We start from the raw sequence: 22203 nt of genomic DNA, 5'->3' as shown, positions 1-22203 counted from the left end.
TCCGGTGGTTAATGGTATTTCGTATACGCAGATAAAGTTGAGTCGAATACAGAGCTCTTGTGGCGAGGGAGCTTGCTCCCGCTGGGCTGCGAAGCGGCCCCAATAACTATCTGGCAACTTGGTGTGTCAGGTAAATCCAGAGGGCCGCTTCGCGCCCCAGCGGGAGCAAGCTCCCTCGCCACAGGGGTGTGTGCAAGTTGAAAGATCATGCGCCAGGCCAGGTGTCGGAAAGCCGATAGCCCTGCGGCCACGGGTCGGCCGGGTCGAGCAACAGCTGATGGGTCCCGGTGATCCACGCCCGTCCGGCGATGCACGGGTAAATCGCCGGGCGTCCCGCCACGTCGGTCAGTGAGTCGATGCGGCAGTGGAATTCGGAGCCGATGATCGAGCGGCCGATAAACCGCTCGCCCACCTGCATCAAGCCCTTGGCGTGCAACACCGCCATGCGTGCCGAGCAGCCGGTGCCGGTGGGGGAGCGGTCGATCTTGCCGGGCTGGATCACCACGGCGTTGGCGCCAGTGGCGATGCCATTCTCCTGGACGATGGGCGCGGCGATCTGGCAGAACGAGATGTGCGACCAATCAGGATTCAACGGGTGCACGAAGCCCAGTTGTTCGTTGGCGGCGCGGGTGATCTTCAAGCCCACCGCCACCAGCTCGGCGGCCTCGTCGGGGCGAATGGCAAAGCCCAGGCGTTGGGCGTCGACGATGACAAAGCTGTCGCCGCCGTAGGCGGTGTCCACCTGCAGGGAGCCCAGGCCTTCGACTTCGATCCAGGCATCGAGGCGGTCGGCGAAGGAGGGCACGTTCTTGATCTCGACCCGTTGCACCTTGCCGTCGCGGCAGTCGGCCACCGCTTCGATCAGGCCGCCCGGCGCTTCCAGCACCAGGCGGGTCTGGGGTTCGGTCATCGGCAGGATGCCGCTGTCCAGCAACACGGTGGCCACGCACAGCGAGTTGGAGCCGGACATCGGCGGCGTGTCGGCTGGTTCCATGATGATCCAGGCCATCTGCGCCCGCGGGTCCTTGGCTGGCACCAGCAGGTTGACGTGACGGAACACACCGCCACGGGGTTCGTTGAGGACGAAGTTGCGCAGGGTCTGGTCCTGGGCGATCCAGCGTGACTGCTCCCACACCGTGGCACCGGGTGGTGGTGCGACGCCGCCGACGATCACATCGCCGACTTCGCCTTCGGCGTGGCAACTGACTACATGGATGATTTTTGATGAGCGCATGAGTCAAATCCTTGGGTTGTCTGGTCGGGCCTCATCGCGAGCAAGCTCGCTCCCACATTGAAATGCGTTCCCCTGTGGGAGCGAGCTTGCTCGCGATAGGGCCATCCGTTATTTCACCGACTTGAGAAACGCCGCCGTCTCGGGCTGCATCGGGTTGCCGATCACTTGGTCCGGCGGGCCGATTTCATGGACCCGCCCATTGCAGAAGAACGCCACGCGGTCGGACACGTCCCGGGCGAAGCGGATCTCGTGGGTCACCAGCACCATGGTCATGCCGTCTTCGGCGAGCATGCGCATGGTGTCCAGCACTTCGCCCACCAGTTGCGGGTCCAGGGCCGAGGTGGCTTCGTCGAAGAGCATGTAGTCCGGCGACATGGCCAGGGCCCGGGCGATGGCCATGCGTTGTTGCTGGCCGCCGGAAAGCTTGCCGGGGAAGGCCTTGAGCTTGTCCCCCAGGCCCACATGTTCAAGCTGCTTCACCGCCAGGGCCTCGGCGTCCTGCCGGCTCTTGCCCAGCACCTTGCGCGGCGCCAGCATGACGTTCTCCAACACGGTCAGGTGAGGGAAGGCGTTCCATTGCTGGAAGACGATGCCGATCTTCTGCCGCAGGCGATTGAGGTCAGTGGCCCGGTCGTGAACCTCGATGCCGTCCACGCGGATGCTGCCTTTCTGGATGGGCTCCAGGCCGTTGATGCACATCAGCAGGGTCGACTTGCCAGAGCCGGAACCGCCGATGATCGACACCACTTCGCCCTTGTCCACCGTCAGGCTCACACCCTTGACCACTTCCAGGGCGCCGAAGGCTTTATGCACGTTTTCGATCTCAATCATTTTCCTGCCACCTTCTTTCCAGGCGTGCGCCGAGGCGGGCGACCACCAGGCTCATGACGTAGTAAATGAGGCCCGCGATGCACAGCACCAGCAGGGGTTCCTGAATGCGCGTGACGATGGTTTGCGACGCCCGCAGCAATTCGACGATGCCGATCCACATCACCAGCGCGGAGTCCTTCATCACGCCCAGTACCAGGTTCAGCCAGCCGGGAAAGGCCACCCGCGTGGCAATCGGCAGGACGATGAAGCGCAGGTCCTGCACATAGCTCAGGCCCAGCGACCGACTGGCCCGGCGGGTGCTCAACGGCACCGCCAGCACGCCACCGCGGACGATCTCGGTGAAGTACGCCGCGGCGTAGACCCCGAGCACGATGCAGCCGACGGCGAAGGCGCTGAGGTTCAGGCCGGCGATGCTCTTGAGGGCGTTGAACAGCACGAACTGGATCAGCAGCGGCACACTGCGAAACACGTCCAGCAGCCAGGCCAGTGGCAGGCTGGCCCGCGGCAACAGCGCCCGCAACAGGCCGAACAGCAACCCGGCGAAAGTGCCCAGCAGGATCGACCACACGGTCAGTTGCAGCGTGACCCAGGCCCCCTCGAGCAAATACAGCAGGTCGTTGACGCTGAGGCTTGTAGAAAACATGACCCACCCTCCTCAGTAACGAAACAAGCGCCAGGACAATAGTCGGGCCAACCCTACGATCAGCTTGGCGATCAGGTAATACAGCACCGCCGCGAGGGCGAAGTATTCGAAGGTGCGGAAGGTCTTGACGTTGTATTCCTGGGTGACACCGGTGAGGTCGTTGTTCAGGCCGACCACCACCCCCAGGGACGTCATCAGCACCGCCCAGACCATCTGGTTGGTCAGCGGGTAGAAGACGATGCGCAACAGTTGCGGGACGATGATCATCCGATAGGCCTGGAAGGCACTCATCCCCAACGAACGGGCGGCGCGCATTTGCGTACCGGGCACGGCCTTGAGGCCGCCGCGAAAGTTTTCCGCCAGGTAGCCGGCGTTGTTGAAGGTGATCCCGGCCAGCAAGGCCAGCCAGGAACTGACGTGCAGCCCGAGGGAGCCGAGGCCGAAGTAGAGGATGTAGATCTGGAACAGCGAGGGCGTGTTGCGGGCGATGGACACCCAGCCATTGCCCACGCCCCGCAGCAAGCGATTCGGGGCCTGGCGCATCACCGTCAGCACCAGGGCGATCAGCACGCCGAAAATCATCGACAGCGCGGCGGTCTCGAAGGTCACCCAGGCTCCGGCGAGCATGTCGGGCAGGGCGCGCAAGGCCGGGCGCCATTGGAACGTGTAGTCAAACATCGCTGGAGTTCTCCGTGCGAAGGGTCGATTGCAGCCACACCGGTGGTTGGCCGCTGGCGGCGGCGGTGCACGCGGCCTCGACGCAATCGGCGAGGGCGGCAAAGTGCACCCCGCGACCGACCAGCCCGGGTGCGTAGTGGGCGTACTTACCGGAGTTGGTCATCAGGGTGGTGGCGTGGGGCGGAATCACCGGCTCACCCAACATGCACCAACAGGTGTCGGTCACCAGCACCGCGCCGAAGGCTTCGATAGCGATCAGATGCCCGGCTTTGCGGGCCTGCTCCAGCACCGCCCGGCCGCAGGTGATTGCCAGCACCACGTAGGGATGCTTGACCCGGCCCGCGCACAAGGTCGCGAGGGCGGCGAATTCGCTGAGGGAGAAATGCGGATTGCCCAGGGACACCACGTCCACCCAGTTATCCCGGGCACTGTTGAGTTCGCGCCAACTGGCAAGCAGGCCCGCGGCATCGACGCTTTCCTGTGGCAACGCGACGTCACGCTCCAGGACATCGGCCGGGTCGAGGGCTTCCGGTGTCACCCCGGCGATGTGGAACAGCGGCGCGGCGCTGGTGGTGGCGAACGCGGCGCCGAAGGCCTTGAGGTCGTCCAGGCTCGGTGCGGCGTGTTCCAGGCCGCGTACCAGCGGAATACGCCGGCCGGCCAGACTACCGATGTGGTAGCCCAGCAGCGGATAGAAACTGTCATCGACCTTGCCCAGCGCCGGCACGTCGACGATCAGCCGGGCCTTGCGCGGATCGTCGAGATGGCAGCCGGTCAACGGCGCCCGCCCGCACAGGGCGATGCAGATGTCGAGGAAGTCCGGGTACTTTTGTGTGCGCGCACCCAACACGCTGTTGGCATAGACCACCGCGTTGGATTCGGCCCAGACGATTTGCTCGCCAGCCTTTGGCGCGGTGTCCAGCAGATAGGGGGCGCAGGTGAAACTCAGCTGGGCGCCCATCGCCATGTAGGCGTCGCCCAGGGCACTGGCCGGCTCGCCCAGGGCCGGCTCGACGCCCAGCTCGCGCCAGCGACGCTGGTCCACGGAGATGGAGTTGAGGGTAGTGGGTACACGGACTTTCGCGCCCCACTGCACCAGTTGTTCGGCAAAGCGCAGGCTGGCGGGACCGGTGTAGATGCAGCCGTCGATGTGGGCCTGGGTCACGTCCAGCAGTTGCGTGGCGCCCTGGATCTCGGCCATGCGCAGCACGATGTGCATCGCCACTTGGGCGGCCTTGCCATGGCTGCCGTCGAGCAATGCCCGGTCTTGTTCGGTCAGCGCCAGGGTTGAGAAAGTGGGCGGCTGCGACGCCGCGTATGAACCTTGCCAGCCGTCGTCAAGGGGGCGGCCAGACAATGTCAGGAGATCGCCTTCCAGACGGACAAAACCCTGGCCGCGCAGACCATTGAAGGCCTCGTGCCCCACGCACAACACCGGCAGCGAACGCTGGAAAATCACCTGCGCCACCAGCACGCCCAGGGTCAGGATTTCATCGGCTTCGGCCAGCACCAGGGCTGCGGGGGCGTGGCCGTTGCTGATCAGCTCCATCAAGACGCTGCTGCCGGTGCAGGAGCCGCGTCCGCTGGGAATTGCCAATACGCGCCCGGCCAAGTGCTGGCCACTCAGGGGATGGTGCCGGTCGATGACCTCGCCACTGGCTGGATCGACTCCGCCCCAGAAACTCAGCCCCACCTCGGCGAACATCAGGGCGCCCTGGGCGGCACCCTCCACCAGGCTGCGGCCTTTCACACGGACAGGCGTGCTTGGCATGCGCCGATCCTCAGTAGTAGACCTGGGGAACGGTCAGGTTGGCCGGCGGAATGTCGGTGCCGACCCATTTGACGAACAGCTCCTTGTAGCGGCCCGTGCGCACCTGCTGGTTGACGAACAGGTTGAGGTAGTTGAGCAGGCCATACTCGCTGCGCTTGGCGCCGAGGGATACGTAGTCGATGACGTAGGGCGCGTCACCGGCGATCTTCAGGCCCTTGTACTTGCCCGACTTGATGGTCGCGGCGGCCACGGTGTTGGTCACCACGGTGGCATCGATGTGCCCCTGGGCGACGGCCAGCAGGGTGTCGTTCTGCGACTGATAGGCGCGGAAGCTGCCGCTGCCCCAGCTCTTCTGGTCCTTCTCCAGGGCGATGGCTTCGTAGGTGCTACTGGTGTTACCCAAGGCCTTGCCCTTGAGGTCGGCGTAGCTGTTGATGCCGGTGTTGTCGCGGGTCAGCACCACCATCTGGAAGGCGAAGTAGGGCACGGTCAGGCCGACGGTCTTGGCTCGCTCCAAGGTGTCGGAAGTGGAGGCGACGATGACGTCGGCGCGGCCCGACAGCAGCGCGGGGATTCGGTCGGAGAACGGCGTTTCCACCACTTCGGCGTCTACGCCGAGGACCTTCGCCAGGTCTTGGCAATAGTCCACGTCGAATCCCGCCGGTTTGTTGCTTTCGTCGCGAAAGCCCATGGGCGGGAAATCCAGGGTCACGGCGCAGCGCAATTTGCCGGAACCGATGATGTCGTCGAGTTTGTCGGCGTGGGCCGGGGCGATGAAAAGCGGGGTGAGGACAACGCTGAGGGCTACGGCCAATGCAGGGTTTTTCATAAATGCCTCGCTGTCGAATAAATGCGGTGAGATATCGTATTGAGGATTTCGTATACGATATTAGATAAGCAATCGGCATGCCTGTTTCGGGGTGAGCCGCAGTAATTGTGTTGAAGGACTGACCTAGAGGCTTTCCCGGCGGGCGGAGGCACATAGAGGCAGGGTGCTGCGTTGGCTCGTGGTGTTACAGATGGGAGCAACCACGGAACCCGACGCCCCATCAGGGAACAAGGATCAGTGCTGATTTTCGCGATACTGGCTGGGGGACAGGCTGGTCAGGGCGCGGAACTGGCGACTGAAGGCGCTGTGATCGGTGTAACCGCAGCGCAGGGCGATCTCGGTGATCGGCAGGTCCTGGTCGAGCAACAGCCGCGAGGCCTCCTCCAGCCTGGCCTTGTGAATCATCTGCCGCGGTGTGAGTTGGAAGATGCGCTTGCAGTGGCGCTCCAGTTGCGCCACCGACAATTCGGCGATGGCGGTCAGCTCGGCAAGGCTGATGGGGCGGGCGAAATGCTGCTTGATATGGGCGTCCACCGCCGCCAGTTTGTGAAACGCCGGATGGCTCGATTGCGGCAGTTGCAGGTCGCGGGAAATGCCGGCCAGGCCGACGATCCGGCCATCCGGGTCGTGCAGGGCGAGCTTGTGGGTCAGGCACCATACGGGCTGGTTGCCGTAATACAAATGCAGTTCGAGCTGGTCGGCCAACTCCCGCCCGCTGGCCAGCACCCGGCGATCCTGTTCGGTGTACAGCGGGCCGAATCGTTCAGGGAACACCTGGTCGGCGGTGAGGCCGAGCAGGTCGCCGCGGTGTTTGAAACCGCAGCGCCGGGCCAGGGTCTGGTTGACGAAGGCGTAGCGGGCCTGCGGGTCCTTGATGAAAAACACCACGTCCGTGAGGGTGTCCAGCAGTGGGGCGATGGGCTGCAGGCTGCGCAACAGGGTGTCGAGGTCGCAAGGGGCTAGGGAGGTGAGCGAGGGGTACATGGCCGGCGTCGTCTTTTTTTGTGGGGCGATGGCGCAGTGTCAGTCGAAAATGTGCTGCCTGTCACGCCGCCTTCGCGAGCAGGCTCACTCCCACATTGGGGGCCGCGGTATCTCCTGCAAACCTTCTGTGGGAGCGAGCTTGCTCGCGATTACGTCAGTGCATCCAACATCGATGCAAGCTGACCCACCGCTATCGCGAGCAAGCTCGCTCCCACAGGGGATTGGGGTGAGTGCAGATCAGTCAGGTGGGTGGGGTTTCTGTCAGGTTCAGCAAGGTCTCGATCCGCGCCGGGCTGAAGGGCGGGCGCGGGAGGGGTGAGGTCCAGCCGAACAGGTGTTCCAGGGCGGCGCCGCACACTCGGCCCTGGCAGGCGCCCATGCCGCAGCGGCTGGCCAGTTTCGCTTCGCGCCAGTTGCCATGGCCGGCCAGTTCGCCATACGGCACGTCCTCGCAGCGGCAGACCAGGGTGTCCGCCGTGGCCAGGGTCTTGAGGCGTGGATCGAGGGCAAAGGCCGTGTTCAAGGCCCGGGCGAAACCCTGCCAACGTGCGCGACGGGGCCACAGCTGTTGGGCGGCGCCGCTGTTGCCGACGGCGGCATGGCCGGCGATGGCGCCTTCCACCAGCGCCAGTTCGCTGCCGCCGAAACCGGTGCACTCACCAGCGGCGTAATGTTCGCGGCGAGAGGTCGCTTGCCACGCGTCCACCGCCAGCGCCTGGTCTTCGACCGCGCAGCCCAGGGCCTGGCCCAACTGGGTATTGGGAATGAGCCCGAAACCGCAGGCGAGCCGATCGCAGGCCAATTCAATCGTCTCGCCTTGCTGTTGCAGGCGCACGCCCTCCAGCCGGTCCCGGCCAAGCGCTTCCACCACATGGGTATCGGTGCGGTAGTGCCGGTCGAACAGGCTGAACGATTGGAAAAACTTCCCCGGCCAGCGTGGCAATTGCGCGGCGAAACCGGCGACGGCGCCGCGACGGGCCTGCTCGGCGATGCGTACCACCTGGGCGCCCTGATGCTTTGCCGTGGCGGCGCTGGCCAGTAGCAAGGGGCCGCTACCGGCGATGACCAGCCGTTCGCCGCGCACGGGCAAGCCGCCCTTGATCAACGCCTGCAACCCGCCGGCGCCGGTCACGCCGGGCAGTGTCCAGCCGGGAAACGGCAGCAGCAACTCACGGGCACCCGTGCAGAGGATCAAGCGCTCGTAGCTGATCTGCCAGCCGCGCTCGGCGTCTTCCACCAGCAAGGTTTTATCCGCCGCGCAGGCGATCACGCGAGTACCGGCATGGCAGCGTACGTTGGCGCAGGTGTGCAGTTGATCGCGCAGGCGTCGGGCGGCGGCGGGCAGGTTGGCCTGGGGGCCGTCGCGCCAGATCTGGCCGCCGGGCAGCGGGTTGTCGTCCAGCAGCACGATGCGTGCACCGCTGCTTGCCGCGGCGAGGGCAGCGGCCATGCCCGCGGGGCCGGCGCCGATGATCAGCAGGTCGGTGGTTTCGTTCATGGTCGGGTCTGCACATGCATGCCATCGAGGCACAAGGTCTGGCAGGCCAGGCGGCGACGGCCATCGATCAACACCCGGCACTCCTGGCAGATGCCCATGCCGCACAAGGGCGCCCGTCGCTGGCCGCTGACCGAGGTGCGGCTGCAACCGTCCGCGCCCAGCGCCAATGCCGCCGCGACGCTGGTGCCGTTGGCAACCGAGAACGGGCGGCCATCGAGGAATAGATCAGGCATAGGAACAATCCCCCAGGGATAAATGGATATCAGCGCCAAACGCCCATCCCGTGGCGAGGGAGCTTGCTCCCGCTGGGGCGCGTAACGGCCCCGATAACGATCTGACAACTCGGTGTGTCAGGACAATCCAGGGGACTGCTGCGCAGTCCAGCGGGAGCAAGCTCCCTCGCCACAAGGACTTGTGTCGGGCTTCAGGCATGGGCCGGCTCTCCCAGGAAACGCTGCGGCAGGTAAGGCTGCGCGGGCAGCGGCGAGGTTTCGTTGAACAGCTGCGCCACCAGCAAGTCGGCCGTCGCGGGCGCCGTGGTGACCCCCAGGCCTTCGTGACCGACCGCCAGCCACAGCCCCTTGCGTTGCGGATGTTGACCCACCAGCGGCAAGCCGTCGGGGCTCGCTGCGCGAAAACCGGTCCAGGCCCTGATGCCGTTCAGATGCGCCAACCCAGGCATGTATTCGACGGCGCGCTTGAGCATCTTCGCCAGCATCCAGCCTTCCACCTGCGGATCGACGGTGCCGAACTGCCGTGATGCGCCGATGAACAATTGTCCGGTCGGGCGTGGTTGGATATTGCACGCCACCGACGGCCCGCTGGCGTTATGGGCGCTGGTGACATAGCCCAGTTCCACCAGGGTGTGAGTGACGGTGGCGGGGTAGCGGTCGGTGATCAGCAGGTGGCCCTTCTTCGGCTCGATCGGCAGTTCCGGGCATAACTCGGTGGCCTGGATGCCATTAGCGAGGACCACCGCGTCGGCGCTCAGCCAGCGACCGTCGCCGAGGCGCACGCGGTGACCGTCGACTTCGCTGACCTGTGCCCGTTGCTGGCGAATGTCCGGCGCGTCCAGCATCCAGCGGGCGGCCGCCGGAGCGTAGAGGATGCCGTCGCCCTTGATCAGCAGCCCGCCTTCCAACCCTGGGCGTAGCTCGGGTTCACGCTGACGCAGAGCGGCTTGGCCGATCAATTCACAGGCTTCGCCATGGGCCAGCAGGTTCAGGTATTTGCTCTGGGCCACGGCCATTTCTTCGGCATTGGCCGCCAGCCACAAGGTGCCGTTGTTGCGCCAGGCACAACCCTCGGGCAGGGCCGGGGCCAGTTCGCGCCAGCGTTGCAGGGAGTATTGACTGAGGGCCAGTTCCGCCGGGTTGTCATCCAGCACCAGCAGATGCCCCATGCCGGCCGCCGTGGCACCGTGCCAACCAGCGTCCAGCACCAGCACGTTGACGTTGCGCCGGGCCAATGCCTGGGCACAGGCCGCGCCAATGATGCCCGCGCCGATGACGATCACGTCGGCGACATGGCCCTGGCTCAAGGACGAATGCCCCAAGCGAACGGGTCGTCCGCGTCGATGATCAGAGTGGTTTCGGCGCTGATGTAGGCGCGACCGCGAATGGTTGGCACGATGCGCTCGCCCGAGCGTTCGTAGGAACCTTCGAACTCGCTGCCAATGACACTGGCCTGGCGCCAGATCTGTCCAGGCTGCAATTTCCCATCGGCCGCCAGGCACGCCAGTTTGGCGCTGGTACCGGTGCCGCAAGGGGAGCGGTCATAGGCCTTACCCGGGCAGAGCACAAAGTTGCGGCTGTCGGCTTGCGGGTCATCGGCAAACAGTTCGATATGGTCGATCAGGCCGCCGTCCTCGCCGCGAAAACCCTGCTGCTCCAAGGCTTGCTGTACGGCGTAGGTGTAGGCGGTCAATGCGTCGAGGTTGTCGCCGGCCACGCGCTGGCCATGTTCGGCGATCAGGAAAAACCAGTTGCCGCCCCAGGTCACATCGCCCACCACTTGGCCGATGCCGGGCACTTCCAGGGCCAGTGCCTTGCGGTAACGATAGGCCGGCACGTTGCGCACGCTGACCGAGCGGTCTTCGTGCAAGGTTGCCTGTACCGTGCCCACCGGGGTTTCGATGCTGTGCACGCCGGGGCCGATCCTGCCCAGGTGGGCCAGTGACGCCACCAGGCCGATGGTGCCGTGGCCGCACATACCCAGGTAGCCGCTGTTGTTGAAAAAGATCACGCCGGCACAGGCGCTTGGGTCCACCGGTTCGCAGAGCAGCGCCCCCACCAGCACATCGCTGCCCCGGGGTTCCAGCACGCAGGCGGTGCGCCAGGCGTCATGCTCGGCGGCCAGGCGTTGCTTGCGCTCGGCCATGCTGCCCTGGCCGAGGTCAGGAAAACCGTCGGTGACCAGTCGGGTCGGTTCGCCGCCGGTATGGGAATCGATCACGGTGATGCGTTTCATGGGAGGGCCACGTCCGTTCAGATGAGTGACGGCAAGCGTGGCCCGCGCCCAGGGGCGACGGCTTGATGGTTTTATCTGTCGTCGATGACGAAATCGGCACAGCGTTGGCCCATCAATGGGTGGAAGGCAGGAACTTGAACAAGGTCTCGCAGACCCCGGCAATGTGTTCGTCCAGCAGCGCCACGGCCCGCTCGACATCACCGGCGCGACAGGCCTTGATGATTTCCCGGTGCTCGTGATCGGCTCGGTCCTTACCGGCCGAAAGGCTCATCTGCATGCGCAAGTAACGCTCCAGCTTGTCGTGGACCGAGCGAATCAGGCTCACCATGAACGGCCGTTGTGCCGGTTCGTAGAGACAGGCGTGCAGTTGCCAGTTCAGTTCGGCCCAACGCCCGACGTCGTCTTCACCGACGAACTCCCGGCAGATGCTTTCGGCGCGGGCGAAGGTGTCTTCGGTCATGTTGGGAATCGCCAGGCGCAGCACTTTGTCTTCCAGGAGCATGCGCACCTCGAACATCTGCGCCAGCTCCGCCTCGGAAATGCGCGTCACCATCGCCCCGCGATTGCGCTGGAACATCACCAGGCCTTCGGCCTCCAGACGCTTGAGGGCCTCGCGCACGGGGATCTTGCTGACGTTGAACTGGCGAGCGATGTCATCCTGGCGAATCGGCTCGTCCTCGGCAAAATGCCCAGCCACGATGGCGTCGCGCAGATGGCGGGTGATGATTTCCGAGGTGGAAGGGGTGTTGCCCAGGTCAGGCAGGTTGAACTTGGATAAAGTCACGGCGGCAGATCGTTCGGCTTAGGTGGGGATATGGTATACGACTTTGCCGAGCGCAGTGTCGAGCTGTCCAAGGCTTCCCCCAATCCTTCAGCCAGCACCTGTGGCGAGGGCGCTTGCTCCCTCGCCACAGGTGGGTGTGTTCAGCCGTGGGACAGGTGGCTCACATAAGCCTCGGTCCGGACGATGCGCCATCCGGTAACAGACACCCCAGCCAACAACGCCAGGCCGAACACGATCAACGCCACGTCCGCGCCGAAATGATCGGCCAGCAACCCGGTCACCACCACCGGGATGCTGAACCCGACATAGGCGAACAGGAAAAAACCGGCACTGACCCGAGCCTTTTCCGCGCCGGCCATGGCCGTGACGGCCGACAACCCACCCAGGTACAGGAAACCGTAGCAAGCGCTGCTGGCGCCCAGCGCTCCCAGCAACACGGCGAGCGGGGAGCCGGCGCTCGCGCCCCAGGCCAGCAACGCGTAGCTCAGCGGCAGGATCAACAACCCCAGGCCCGTGGCCCTGGCCGGCGACATGCGCCGCACCCAAGGCTGGAAGAGCAAGCCGCAACTGATGACCGTGAAGGTCGACAGGCCCGACCAACGCTGCAAATCGTGGGTTGCCAGCACCGACGGCAATATGGCGATGACCAGGCCCGAAGTCGCCCAGGCCAACAGCATGGAAAAGCTGTAGGGCAGGCTGCCGGCGGGAAACAAAGGCAGGCGCAGCAGCGGCGCGTCTGTGATTTTCAACGCCGGGTCCGGTAGCCGCCAGACCACGACAATCGCCAGGGCGGCCAACAGGAGTTGCAACCAGAAGCTGCCGGGCGTGGCGCTGGGATGAACGAACAGGAACAGACTGGTCAACGCCGCGCCCAGGCCAAAGCCCAGGGAGGTGCTGGCGGTGACCCGGTTGGCCGGCGAGCGGGTATCGCGGGTTGCCATGAGTTCTGTCATATAGGCGGTCGACGTGGCCGAGGCCAGCCCCGTGCCGACCCCCATCATCAAGCGCGCCACGCCCAGTGCCACCAGGTTTGGCCAGAGCAACGTCACCAGCGTCGCCAGCATCGACAACCCGAGCGCGACCAGGATCAACGGCTTGCGGCCCACCCGGTCGGCCAACCCACCGAACGCCAGCAGGACCGGCAACACCCCCAGCACATAACCGGAAAACGCTACCGCCGTGGCCCCGGCCCCGGAGCCGGACAACTGCGCATAAGTGGTGTACAGCGGCGCCTGCAGGTTGACCGCAAGGGTGATCAGGCAGAGGCCGAAAGCCAGCCCCCAGGCATGTTGATGCTGTGGGTTCAAGAGTGTTCCTTAAAGGGTACGCATGAAGTCCCGGGGACTATCACCGCCGGGCACAACGCAAACAAGGAACAGACGCCGGCCATTTGTGTTTAACTGTTTTCTCGAAAATCGAGAACACTTAGCCAAGAGTGCCCGCCGTGGACCTGAAGATTGATCGCTACACTGCCGAGCCCATGATCCGGCAGCTCGTCACGCACCTCACGGCCTGGATCAACGCCCATGGCATTCGCCCTGGCGCGCGAATGCCGTCCATTCGCCAACTGGCCCGGGAAAATGGCCTGAGCCTGTCGAGCGTGATCAAGGCCTATGACCAACTGGTTGCCAGTGGGGTGCTGGAGTCTCGGCATGGCGCGGGCTTTTTTGTCGCGCAGCAGTTGGTCCGGCCAGTGGAGCCGCTACCTGACACGGACAATCCGTCGTGGCGGTTGTTCGACAATGAATCGACGCAGCTCAAGCTCGGTTGCGGCTGGCTGCCCGACGCCTGGCGTGACGACACCGACCTGGGCCAGGCGATCCGCCAGGTGGTGCGCAGCGACAACCACGCATTGTTCAACTACAGCACCCCGTTGGGTTCGCCTCATCTGCGCCTGCAACTGCAAAAACGCCTGGGCCTGATCGACATTCACGTCGACCCGGCACAGATCATCACCACCCAAGGCGCCAGCCAGGGCCTCGACCTGTTGGTGCGAACCCTGCTCAAGCCCGGCGACCTGGTGCTGGTGGAAAGCCCCGGCTACTACAACCTGTTCAATCTGCTGAGGCTGCAGGGGGTCAAGACCGTGGCGGTGCCGAGAACCGCCCAAGGCCCGGACATCGCCCGCCTGGAACAGCTTCTCGTCGAGCACAAACCCTCGTATTTCTTCATCAACAGCATGTACCAGAACCCCACCGGCACCAGCCTGGCGCCGAGCGTGGCCTATCGTCTGCTGCAACTGGCGACGGCCCATGACTTTCGCCTCATCGAAGACGACATCTACGCCGATTTCCAGAATGGCCCGACGTCCCGCCTGGCCTCCCTGGATGCCCTGGACCGGGTGATCTACCTGGCGAGTTTTTCCAAGACCTTGTCCAGTTCGCTGCGCATCGGTTACGTGGTCGCCCAGCCCGACATCATCCGGCGCCTGGCCGAAGTCAAGATGATTACCGGCATCGGTTGTTCGCTGCTGGCGGAAAACGTGGTAGCGACGTTGCTGGCCAACGGTGCCTATCGCAAGCTGATCCAGCGCTTGCGCCAACGCCTGAACAAGCAGATGGCAAGTACGCTGCGCCAACTGGACCCGGCCCATTGGGAGGTGTTTGCCGAGCCGATGGGGGGGATGTTCGTCTGGGCCAGGCCTCGGTGCCTGGCGGCACAACGGGTGCAGCAGATCGCCCGGGAGTTGCAGATCCAACTGTCCCAGGGTTCGACGTTCCTGCCCCAAGGGGAGGCGTGCGATTGGTTGCGGTTGAACGTGGCCTATACCCAGGATCATCGTGCGCAGACGTTTTTCCAGCGGGTGGCGCAGGAATCGATTGTGTCGGGCCAGTAGGGCATGGGGAGATTGTTCTGGCGTCATCGCGAGCAAGCTCCCACAGTTTTTCCTACCACTTGCCGGTGCTCATCCCGCCGTCCACCGGCAGTATCGCGCCCGTCGTGAAATCAGCGCCCGCCAGGTACAACACGGCTTCGGCAATTTCCTCGATGGTGCCCACGCGACCGGCCGGGGCCAGGTTGTCGAGGAAGTCGCGGTGCGCCGGGTCGTGCATGGGCGTGTCGATGATGCCGGGGGCGACCGCGTTGACCTTGATGTTGTGGGGCGACAGTTCCAGGGCCAGGGCGCGGGTCATCTGGTTGACGCCGCCCTTGATCAACACGGGCAGCGCAGCCGGGACCTGGATGTTCGGCTGCAGGGCCACGGCGGCTGAAATGTTGATGATGAAGCCGCGCTGACGACCGATCATGTGCGCGGCAGCGGCCTGGCTGGCGTAGACGAGGCCCTTGAGATTGGTGTCCAGCAGCGCGTCCAGGTCCTGGGGGCTGTATTCGACGAAGGGTTTCGGCAGGAAGAAGCCAGCGTTGTTCACCAGCCCGTCAACGGCGCCAAATGCCTCGACAGCTTGGGCGATGAGGGCGGTTGAAGTGGCCGGGTCAGCGATGTCGCCGGCCACACCCATGAAACCGGCCGGGTGACCGAGCTGGGCGGCGGCAGCGTCCAGTCCGGACGGGGAGCGGGCATTGCCCACCACGTTATACCCCCGGGCCAGGAACGCCTTGACCAAACCCAGGCCGATCCCGCTGGAAGCGCCGGTGATGATGACGGTTTTGTTGAGACTCATGATTGACTCCTGATCACATTGAATGGAACCGATGCGCCTGTATGGCGGTGGTTGAGCTCAGGGTATTGATACCTCAGGGTTTGATAAATAAGACTTCTGGTACTTGAGTTGATACGTCATGTAATCAATGACAAGGGCCCCTGTGGGAGCGAGCTTGCTCGCGATGGCGTCAGGTCGGTCGGGAGTGATGTTGACTGACACGCCGCCATCGCGAGCAAGCTCGCTCCCACAGTGTTGTCGGGTTGGCAGGCAAAAAAAAGCCCGGTCAATCGGACCGGGCTCGCAAGGGTGGAGCGCTACTCCTTGGGAAGACTTCGATACGCCGTCGTCGTCATCCCCGCGTATCCCCAGTTATCGGTGTCGACTTCCTCGATCACGATATGGGTCAAGTGAGGGTCCTTGCCCAGCACGCGCTGGAGGGTTTCGGTGATTTCGGCAATCACCTGGGCTTTCTGTTCACGGGTGACGCCATCTCGGGTAATTCGTACGTTGACGAAAGGCATGTTGCACTCCAACTGATGGGAAATGAACGCAGGACAACGCCCGCATATTGCAAGGCCACTGTATTTATACGCCATGGGCTGATAAACAGGCCTTTGAAAACTTCAGTTGATACGCGGTGTAACGAATCATGAAGCGGCATTTCGAAGACCTGCAGTTGGGCAGCATAGAACTGTTCTGCCTCGCGGCGGAGGCGGGCAGTTTCACGGCCGCGGCGCAGTTGGCGGGGGTTACCCCGGCGGCGGTGAGCCGCTCGATCTTTCGCCTGGAAGAGCGCCTGGGCTCACGGCTTTTCGTACGCACCACCCGCAGCATCCGCCTGACCGAAGCCGGCAAGACCTATTTCGAACAATGCCGGCAGGCGCTGACGCAACTGGTCGAGGCGCAACAGGAAATGATGGGCGCCCAATCGGTGCCATCCGGGCAACTGCGCATCAGCCTGCCCACCACCTATGGGCATCATCGGATCCTGCCGTTGCTGCCGGCCTTTCGGGCGCTGTACCCGCGGGTCAGCGTGGACCTGCACCTGAGCAATCGAAACATCGATTTCGTTGCCGAAGGGTATGACCTCGCCATCCGGGTGCGGGCCCAGCCGGACTCGTCGATGATCGCCCGTCTGCTGGAAGACGCGAAACTGGTGGTGGTCGCGTCCCCGGATTACCTGCGCAAGGCCGGCACGCCGCAGGTCCTTGAAGACCTGGACGACCACGAGTGCATCCAGTTCGAATTGCCCAGCAGCGGGCGCCGGATTTCCTGGTTGTTCAATGTCGAGGGCAAGGAAAAGGAGGTGTTCGGCGAAGGAGGGTATTGCTGTTCGGACGACGTGCTCGGTGGTGTGACGCTGGCCAAACATGGCGCCGGCTTGTTCCAGACCTACAAATTCATCGTGGAGCAGGAGCTGGCCAATGGGCAATTGGTGGAGGTACTTGCGCCTTTTGCGGGGCGCTCGCGTCCGTTTACCTTGCTGTATCCCCATGGCCGATATGTGCCGCAACGGGTGCGTGCCTTCGTGGACTTCCTGTTGGAGTACCGGCAGCACTGGTCCGGAGCCTGACGCAATAACCTGTGGCGAGGGGATGACCCCTCTTAGCCGTGGTGGCGCATTCACAACCCCTCGCGAACCGCTCCCCGGATCCCCTCCAGCAACATGGTAAACGCCGGGTTGTCGTTGTCCTCGCGCCACACCAGGTGCAACTCGCTCTGCACCCCTTCGCCCAGGTCGATCTCACGGAACACCACCTGCTTGAACACCACGCTGGTGGCGCAACGCGGGACCAGGGCCAGGCCCATGCCGGCGTTGACCAGGGCCAGGATCGTCAGCGATGACCCCAGCCATTGCACGAATTGCGGCGCGACCCGGGCCGAGCGGAGCATGCCGGTGAGCAGTTCGTTGAAGGGCGGGTAGGCGGAGTGCGAGTACATGAGGAACGGCTGGGCGTCCAGGTCCTGGACGCTCACCGTGTCGGCAGTCGCCAGGGGATGCCCGGCCGGGACCGCCAGCACGAAGGGTTCGCGCACCAGGCATTCAGTGGCATAGCCGGTTTCCAGCAGTGGCGAGCGGACGATGCCCAGGTCGATGCGCCGTGCCCGCAAGGCTTCGTGCTGCTGGTAGGTGTTCATCTCCGCGAGGACGATCTTGACCTGCGGCTGCTTCAACCGCGCTTCGGCAATCACCTTGGGCAAGAACTCGTACACCGCGCTGCCGACGAAGCTGATGGTCACCGAACCAATGTCGCCCTGGGCGAAGCGCCGGGCCGCCACGGCGGCTTGTTGCGCCTGCTCCAACAGGTTCTGCGCTTCGATGAAAAACGCCCGGCCGGCGGCGGTGAGTGCCACGCTGCGGGTGCTGCGGGTGAACAGTTCAACGCCCAGGTGATGTTCCAGCAATTGGATCTGCCGGCTCAGCGGTGGCTGGGTCATGTTCAGGCGTTCGGCGGCGCGACGGAAGTTGAGTTCGGTCGCCACGGTGGTGAAGCAGCGCAACTGGGCCAGTTCAAACATTGATTCAATCCAGGTATCAATCAAGTGCCAAGTTAGATTAGACGGGAACAATCCACCGTGTCCATCATCGTCCCGTTCCCCACAAAAACAATGATCGGGAGGCACCCCTTGAATAACGTAACGGACTCCACCCATGACAGCACCCTGGCGCTCGCGGCGGCCAAGGTCAAACGTCATGTACTGCCGTTGGTGGTGGTGATGTTCATCGTCAACTACATCGACCGGGTCAACATCGGCTTCGTGCGCAGCCATATGGAAACCGACCTGGGCATCGGCGCTGCCGCCTATGGGCTGGGCGCCGGGTTGTTCTTCGTCGGCTACGCGCTGTTCGAAGTCCCGTCCAACATGCTGCTGCAACGCTACGGCGCGCGGGCCTGGCTGACACGCATCATGTTCACCTGGGGCGCGGCGGCGATGGCCATGGCCTTTGTGCAAGGTGAAACCAGCTTCTATGTGCTGCGCTTCATTCTTGGCGCGGCGGAGGCGGGCTTCTTTCCCGGCATCATCTACTACTTCACCCAATGGCTGCCCGCCAACGAGCGCGGCAAGGCGATGGCGATCTTCCTCAGCGGTTCGGCCATCGCCTCGGTGATTTCCGGCCCGGTGTCTGGCGCCTTGCTGCACATCAGCGGGATGGGTCTGCATGGCTGGCAGTGGATGTTCCTGATCGAAGGTTTCGCCTCCATCGTGCTGTGCGGGTTCGTCTGGTTCTGGCTGCAATCGCACCCGAGCCAGGCCAAATGGCTGACGGCTGAAGAGAAAGCCGTATTGATCGCCGCCATCGCCGAAGAGCAGCGGGCCCGGGAAGCGGCGCAAGTGATCAAGCCGTCGATGTTCAAGTTGCTGGCCGACCGACAGATCGCGCTGTTCTGTTTCATCTACTTTTCCATCGCCCTGACCATCTACGGCGCCACGTTCTGGCTACCGAACATGATCAAGAAAATGGGCAACCTGGGTGACTTCCAGGTCGGCTTGCTCAACTCCATTCCATGGATCATTTCCATCGTCGCGATGTACGGCTTCGCGGCCCTGGCCGGCAAATGGAAATTCCAGCAGGCGTGGGTCGCGGTGACGCTGGTGGTCGCCGCGTTCGGCATGTTCATGTCCACCACCGGCGGGCCGATCTTCGCCTTCGTGGCGATCTGTTTCGCGGCGATTGGTTTCAAGGCGGCGTCGGCGTTGTTCTGGCCGATCCCCCAGGGTTACCTGGATGCGCGCATCGCGGCGGCGGTGATCGCCCTGATCAACTCCATCGGCAACCTCGGCGGCTTCGTCGCGCCCACGGCTTTCGGTTTCCTGGAGCAGACCACCGGCTCCATCGAGGGTGGCCTGTATGGGCTGGCCGCCACCTCGCTCGTAGCCGCCGTGGTGATCTTTTTCGCCCGCACCACGCCGAAGCGCGATACCCCGAGCTCACTGTCCGGCCGGCCCGAAACCGTTGCCGAAGCCAATCAGCCGGAAAAAAACCAAGCCTTGAACCCTGGCCCATCGGGAGCCGCTGTATGAAGATCAAACGCGTCACCGTGACCCCCATCGCTTTTCGCGATCCACCCTTGCTCAACGCCAGCGGTATCCATGAGCCGTTCGCGCTGCGCTCGATCATCGAGATCGAGAGCGACAACGGTTACATCGGCCTGGGGGAGAGCTACGGCGATGCCCCGGCCCTGGCGATCCAGCAGCAGTTGCAGAGCCAGTTGATCGGCCTGGACCCGTTCAACCTCAATCAGTTGCGGGCCATCGTCCAGGCGACCGTCGCCGCGCATAAACCGGCCAGCGTTGCCGGCGCCGAACTGGCACCGGGCTCCCATGCGAGCAAGGCGGTGAGCAATGCCTACTCGGCGTTCGAAGTGGCCTGTCTGGATTTGCAGGCCCACTCCCTGAACGTGCCGCTGGTGGACCTGCTGGGCGGCGCGATTCGCGACGAGATCCCGTTCAGTGCCTACCTGTTTTTCAAATACGCCGAGCACATCGATTCGCCGTACCCGCCCGACAGTTGGGGCGAGGCGCTCAACGAACGGCAGATCGTCGCCCAGGCCCGGCGGATGATCCAGGATTATGGCTTCAAGAGCATCAAGCTCAAGGCCGGCGCCCTCGATCCGGAACATGAAGTCGCTTGCATCAAGGCGCTGAAACAGGCCTTTCCCGGCTACCCGTTGCGCATTGACCCCAACGGTAACTGGTCCCTGGAAACCTCGATTCGCATGGCCGAGCTGCTGGGGGATGACCTGCAGTATTACGAAGACCCGACGCCAGGGCTCGAAGGCATGGCCGAACTGCACAAACGCACGGGGCTGCCGCTGGCGACCAATATGGTGGTCACCGATTTCGATGAGTTCCGCCGCAGCGTGGCCCTGGACAGCGTGCAGATCGTCTTGGCCGACCACCATTACTGGGGTGGTCTGCGGGACACCCAGGCCCTGGCGAAAATGTGCAGCACCTTCGGCCTGGGCGTATCGATGCATTCGAACTCGCACCTGGGCATCAGCCTCATGGCCATGGCCCACGTGGCGGCCGCGGTGCCGAACCTGGACTACGCCTGCGACACCCATTACCCGTGGCAGGAGCCGGATGAAGAAGTGATCAAGGGCGGCAAACTGCCGATTGTCGACGGCTGCGTGAAGATCACCCGGGCGCCGGGCCTTGGCTTGGAATTGGACCGGGATCAATTGGGCAAGCTGCATGACCAGTTCCTCAGTTGCGGCATCCGCCAGCGCGACGATGTGCGGCAGATGCAGCGCTACCGGCCGGAGTGGAAGACCGTCAAGCCGAGGTTCTGAGCTGATAGCGAGGGGGCCTGCTGCGCCGGCCAGCGGGAGCAAGCTCCCTCGCCACAACAGCAACACGGTGCAAACCTGTGGGAGCGAGCTTGCTCGCGATAGCGCTGTGTCAGCCAACCGTATTGTTGAATGACCTGCCGCCATCGCGAGCAAGCTCGCTCCCACAATAAGCAGGACAACCGGCCCACACCCAAAGTACCACGCCCGTCGGCAACGCAGTCTTACACCCAAGCTGTCGCGCCCCTCGTCCTCGCCGTCTTACACCCAAACTGCCGCGCCGGGCCGGCGCTGCCAAAGCATTCGCCAATTGCCTCCAAGGCAGCGTATGACGCGCCCTGGCACCTTTCGATAATCGCCTCCGACATCCCGTCCCCTGTTGCGGAGCGCGCCATGCACAACAATAAGAATACCTGCCTGCGTTTTTTGCCTGCGGTCATCGCCGGTCTTTCCAGCCTGGGCCTGACGTCTTGGGCCAACGCTGAAATCATGCTGTACGACAAGGACCAGACCACCTTTTCCACCGACGGCTACATCAACGCCTTCTACGTCAACAGCGACGTGGACCGCGCGGGTGAGCAGTACGACCGTCGGCAGGCGCGGGTCAAGATGGGTTTTTTGCCCAACTACCTGGGCTTCAACATGGGCAAGCAGGTCGATGACCTCAAGCTCGGCGCCCGGGCTTCGTTCTGGGTGACCATCAACGACAGTGAAACCAATGGCACCGACACCGCCATCGACGTACGGCAGTTCTACGGCACCGTGGCCAATCCGGAGTGGGGCGAAGTGCTGATCGGCAAGGACTTCGGCCTGTTTGCCCGCTCCAACATCCTGCTGGACGAACTGCTGGCCGGTTATGGTCAGGTCAGCGACACCCTGGGACTGGTGGACGGCGGTGGGGTGTCGTTTGGCAACATCGGCAGCGGTTATCCGTACCCGTTCCCGACCTCGCAGATCACCTACCGCACGCCGGTGATGGACGGGCTAAGGGTGGCGGTCGGGATCATGGACCCGGTGGACACCAACGACAACAGCGCTACCGGCAAGGCCTATCAGGAAAACCCGCGCACCGAGAGCGAGATCACCTACCAGTTCGACCTGGGCGGGGCGAAGATCTATAGCTGGCTCAACGGCAGCTACCAGACCTCGGACAACACCGATTCCACCGTCGAATCGGTGACTTCCAAAGGCCTGGGGTATGGTGTGCAGGCCAAGATGGGTGGGTTGTCGCTCACCGGTTCGGGGTTCCAGGCCAAGGGCATCAACCCGTTCTTCACCAACAACGCCGGTGAAGCCACCCTGCGCAATGTCGACAGCAAGGGTTACCTGTTGCAGGGCTCGTACAAGCTGGGCAAGAACCGCCTGGCGCTGTCCTACGGCAAGACCGATGACGACGGCAACGGCGTGGTAGGCAGTGGCGCCGATTACGAAACCCGGGGCATCGCGCTGTTCCACGACATCAACGACAACCTCAAGCTCGTGGCCGAGTACAACCAGTTCGAAATCAACGGCCACGACACCAGCGCCCAGAACGAAGACACCGACACCTTTGCGGTGGGCGCGGTGCTCACCTGGTAAGGGAT

Annotated in this window: 21 protein-coding genes; 5 read left to right on the top strand and 16 right to left on the bottom strand. The window is 63.8% G+C overall.

Annotated features, from left to right (window positions below; genetic code table 11):
• Positions 1-205: 205 nt before the first annotated feature.
• The 13 genes from BM321_RS20835 to BM321_RS20775 all read right to left on the bottom strand — a co-directional run bounded on the left by BM321_RS20835 (position 206) and on the right by BM321_RS20775 (position 13028).
• Positions 206-1234 carry a trans-3-hydroxy-L-proline dehydratase gene (locus BM321_RS20835; protein WP_063320806.1) on the bottom strand — a complete coding sequence of 343 codons (1029 nt, stop codon included), beginning with the start codon at positions 1232-1234 and terminating at the stop codon, positions 206-208.
• Between the two features lie 108 nt (positions 1235-1342).
• Positions 1343-2065: an amino acid ABC transporter ATP-binding protein gene (locus tag BM321_RS20830; RefSeq protein ID WP_092327858.1), complete on the bottom strand. Its 723-nt coding sequence runs from the start codon at positions 2063-2065 to the stop codon at positions 1343-1345.
• Positions 2058-2708 (bottom strand): amino acid ABC transporter permease, encoded by a 651-nt coding sequence (locus BM321_RS20825; protein ID WP_092444460.1) that lies wholly within the window; start codon positions 2706-2708, stop codon positions 2058-2060. The genes BM321_RS20830 and BM321_RS20825 overlap by 8 nt, the downstream gene beginning before the upstream one ends.
• A 12-nt stretch (positions 2709-2720) precedes the next feature.
• Positions 2721-3386, bottom strand: coding sequence for an amino acid ABC transporter permease (locus BM321_RS20820; RefSeq protein WP_092444458.1), 666 nt, complete (start codon positions 3384-3386; stop codon positions 2721-2723).
• Positions 3379-5157 (bottom strand): cis-3-hydroxy-L-proline dehydratase, encoded by a 1779-nt coding sequence (locus BM321_RS20815; RefSeq protein ID WP_092444456.1) that lies wholly within the window; start codon positions 5155-5157, stop codon positions 3379-3381. Before BM321_RS20815 ends, BM321_RS20820 begins: the two co-directional genes overlap by 8 nt.
• Before the next feature lie 10 nt (positions 5158-5167).
• Entirely contained in the window at positions 5168-5986 is an 819-nt protein-coding gene (locus BM321_RS20810; RefSeq protein ID WP_072404405.1) for an ABC transporter substrate-binding protein, read from the bottom strand.
• Between the two features lie 234 nt (positions 5987-6220).
• Complete coding sequence (locus tag BM321_RS20805) at positions 6221-6970, bottom strand: AraC family transcriptional regulator (RefSeq protein WP_092444454.1); 750 nt, start codon at positions 6968-6970, stop codon at positions 6221-6223.
• A gap of 241 nt (positions 6971-7211) precedes the next feature.
• The gene (locus tag BM321_RS20800) at positions 7212-8468 is read right to left on the bottom strand and encodes an NAD(P)/FAD-dependent oxidoreductase (RefSeq protein ID WP_092444452.1); all 1257 of its coding nucleotides are present in this window, start codon (positions 8466-8468) and stop codon (positions 7212-7214) included.
• Positions 8465-8701, bottom strand: a complete 237-nt coding sequence (locus BM321_RS20795; RefSeq protein WP_092327867.1) for a 2Fe-2S iron-sulfur cluster-binding protein — start codon at positions 8699-8701, stop codon at positions 8465-8467. Before BM321_RS20795 ends, BM321_RS20800 begins: the two co-directional genes overlap by 4 nt.
• A gap of 191 nt (positions 8702-8892) precedes the next feature.
• Positions 8893-10008, bottom strand: coding sequence for an NAD(P)/FAD-dependent oxidoreductase (locus BM321_RS20790; RefSeq protein ID WP_092444450.1), 1116 nt, complete (start codon positions 10006-10008; stop codon positions 8893-8895).
• Positions 10005-10937, bottom strand: coding sequence for a 4-hydroxyproline epimerase (locus BM321_RS20785; protein WP_092444448.1), 933 nt, complete (start codon positions 10935-10937; stop codon positions 10005-10007). Before BM321_RS20785 ends, BM321_RS20790 begins: the two co-directional genes overlap by 4 nt.
• Positions 10938-11049: 112 nt before the next feature.
• Complete coding sequence (locus BM321_RS20780; protein WP_092327870.1) at positions 11050-11721, bottom strand: GntR family transcriptional regulator; 672 nt, start codon at positions 11719-11721, stop codon at positions 11050-11052.
• A gap of 140 nt (positions 11722-11861) precedes the next feature.
• Positions 11862-13028, bottom strand: coding sequence for an MFS transporter (locus tag BM321_RS20775; RefSeq protein ID WP_092444446.1), 1167 nt, complete (start codon positions 13026-13028; stop codon positions 11862-11864).
• A gap of 137 nt (positions 13029-13165) precedes the next feature.
• On the opposite strand from BM321_RS20775, the gene BM321_RS20770 reads away from it, so the two are divergent.
• A complete protein-coding gene (locus tag BM321_RS20770) occupies positions 13166-14557 on the top strand; it encodes an aminotransferase-like domain-containing protein (RefSeq protein ID WP_092444444.1) in 1392 nt (463 codons plus the stop codon).
• A 52-nt stretch (positions 14558-14609) separates the two neighbouring features.
• Here BM321_RS20770 and BM321_RS20765 read toward each other — a convergent pair whose 3' ends face one another.
• Both BM321_RS20765 and BM321_RS20760 read right to left on the bottom strand, forming a co-directional pair.
• Positions 14610-15344: an SDR family NAD(P)-dependent oxidoreductase gene (locus BM321_RS20765; RefSeq protein WP_092327877.1), complete on the bottom strand. Its 735-nt coding sequence runs from the start codon at positions 15342-15344 to the stop codon at positions 14610-14612.
• A 296-nt stretch (positions 15345-15640) separates the two neighbouring features.
• Positions 15641-15847 carry a tautomerase family protein gene (locus BM321_RS20760; protein WP_092327878.1) on the bottom strand — a complete coding sequence of 69 codons (207 nt, stop codon included), beginning with the start codon at positions 15845-15847 and terminating at the stop codon, positions 15641-15643.
• Positions 15848-15975: 128 nt separating this feature from the next.
• Here BM321_RS20760 and BM321_RS20755 point away from each other — a divergent pair, with 128 nt between their 5' ends.
• The gene (locus tag BM321_RS20755) at positions 15976-16899 is read left to right on the top strand and encodes a LysR family transcriptional regulator (RefSeq protein WP_092444442.1); all 924 of its coding nucleotides are present in this window, start codon (positions 15976-15978) and stop codon (positions 16897-16899) included.
• Positions 16900-16949: 50 nt separating this feature from the next.
• Here the strand turns inward: BM321_RS20755 and BM321_RS20750 are convergent, their stop codons facing one another.
• Positions 16950-17846: a LysR family transcriptional regulator gene (locus BM321_RS20750; protein ID WP_060742062.1), complete on the bottom strand. Its 897-nt coding sequence runs from the start codon at positions 17844-17846 to the stop codon at positions 16950-16952.
• 108 nt (positions 17847-17954) lie between these two features.
• Between BM321_RS20750 and BM321_RS20745 the strand changes: the two genes are divergently transcribed.
• The 3 genes from BM321_RS20745 to BM321_RS20735 all read left to right on the top strand — a co-directional run bounded on the left by BM321_RS20745 (position 17955) and on the right by BM321_RS20735 (position 22198).
• Positions 17955-19352: an MFS transporter gene (locus tag BM321_RS20745; RefSeq protein WP_256573464.1), complete on the top strand. Its 1398-nt coding sequence runs from the start codon at positions 17955-17957 to the stop codon at positions 19350-19352.
• Positions 19349-20623: a glucarate dehydratase family protein gene (locus BM321_RS20740; protein WP_092444438.1), complete on the top strand. Its 1275-nt coding sequence runs from the start codon at positions 19349-19351 to the stop codon at positions 20621-20623. The genes BM321_RS20745 and BM321_RS20740 overlap by 4 nt, the downstream gene beginning before the upstream one ends.
• A 390-nt stretch (positions 20624-21013) precedes the next feature.
• Positions 21014-22198: a porin gene (locus tag BM321_RS20735; RefSeq protein WP_060742065.1), complete on the top strand. Its 1185-nt coding sequence runs from the start codon at positions 21014-21016 to the stop codon at positions 22196-22198.
• Positions 22199-22203: the final 5 nt, after the last annotated feature.

It is taken from the genome of Pseudomonas sp. NFIX10 (assembly GCF_900111955.1).
Lineage (GTDB): Bacteria > Pseudomonadota > Gammaproteobacteria > Pseudomonadales > Pseudomonadaceae > Aquipseudomonas > Aquipseudomonas fluorescens_AA.
This window is presented reverse-complemented; position numbering and strand designations above follow the sequence as displayed.

Bases quoted from the DNA above. Each gene is read 5' to 3' on its own strand.
- BM321_RS20835 (WP_063320806.1), bottom strand. From the start codon at position 1,234: ATGCGCTCATCAAAAATCATCCATGTAGTCAGTTGCCACGCCGAAGGC.
- BM321_RS20830 (WP_092327858.1), bottom strand. From the start codon at position 2,065: ATGATTGAGATCGAAAACGTGCATAAAGCCTTCGGCGCCCTGGAAGTG.
- BM321_RS20825 (WP_092444460.1), bottom strand. From the start codon at position 2,708: ATGTTTTCTACAAGCCTCAGCGTCAACGACCTGCTGTATTTGCTCGAG.
- BM321_RS20820 (WP_092444458.1), bottom strand. From the start codon at position 3,386: ATGTTTGACTACACGTTCCAATGGCGCCCGGCCTTGCGCGCCCTGCCC.
- BM321_RS20815 (WP_092444456.1), bottom strand. From the start codon at position 5,157: ATGCCAAGCACGCCTGTCCGTGTGAAAGGCCGCAGCCTGGTGGAGGGT.
- BM321_RS20810 (WP_072404405.1), bottom strand. From the start codon at position 5,986: ATGAAAAACCCTGCATTGGCCGTAGCCCTCAGCGTTGTCCTCACCCCG.
- BM321_RS20805 (WP_092444454.1), bottom strand. From the start codon at position 6,970: ATGTACCCCTCGCTCACCTCCCTAGCCCCTTGCGACCTCGACACCCTG.
- BM321_RS20800 (WP_092444452.1), bottom strand. From the start codon at position 8,468: ATGAACGAAACCACCGACCTGCTGATCATCGGCGCCGGCCCCGCGGGC.
- BM321_RS20795 (WP_092327867.1), bottom strand. From the start codon at position 8,701: ATGCCTGATCTATTCCTCGATGGCCGCCCGTTCTCGGTTGCCAACGGC.
- BM321_RS20785 (WP_092444448.1), bottom strand. From the start codon at position 10,937: ATGAAACGCATCACCGTGATCGATTCCCATACCGGCGGCGAACCGACC.
- BM321_RS20765 (WP_092327877.1), bottom strand. From the start codon at position 15,344: ATGAGTCTCAACAAAACCGTCATCATCACCGGCGCTTCCAGCGGGATC.
- BM321_RS20760 (WP_092327878.1), bottom strand. From the start codon at position 15,847: ATGCCTTTCGTCAACGTACGAATTACCCGAGATGGCGTCACCCGTGAA.
- BM321_RS20755 (WP_092444442.1), top strand. From the start codon at position 15,976: ATGAAGCGGCATTTCGAAGACCTGCAGTTGGGCAGCATAGAACTGTTC.
- BM321_RS20750 (WP_060742062.1), bottom strand. From the start codon at position 17,846: ATGTTTGAACTGGCCCAGTTGCGCTGCTTCACCACCGTGGCGACCGAA.
- BM321_RS20740 (WP_092444438.1), top strand. From the start codon at position 19,349: ATGAAGATCAAACGCGTCACCGTGACCCCCATCGCTTTTCGCGATCCA.
- BM321_RS20735 (WP_060742065.1), top strand. From the start codon at position 21,014: ATGCACAACAATAAGAATACCTGCCTGCGTTTTTTGCCTGCGGTCATC.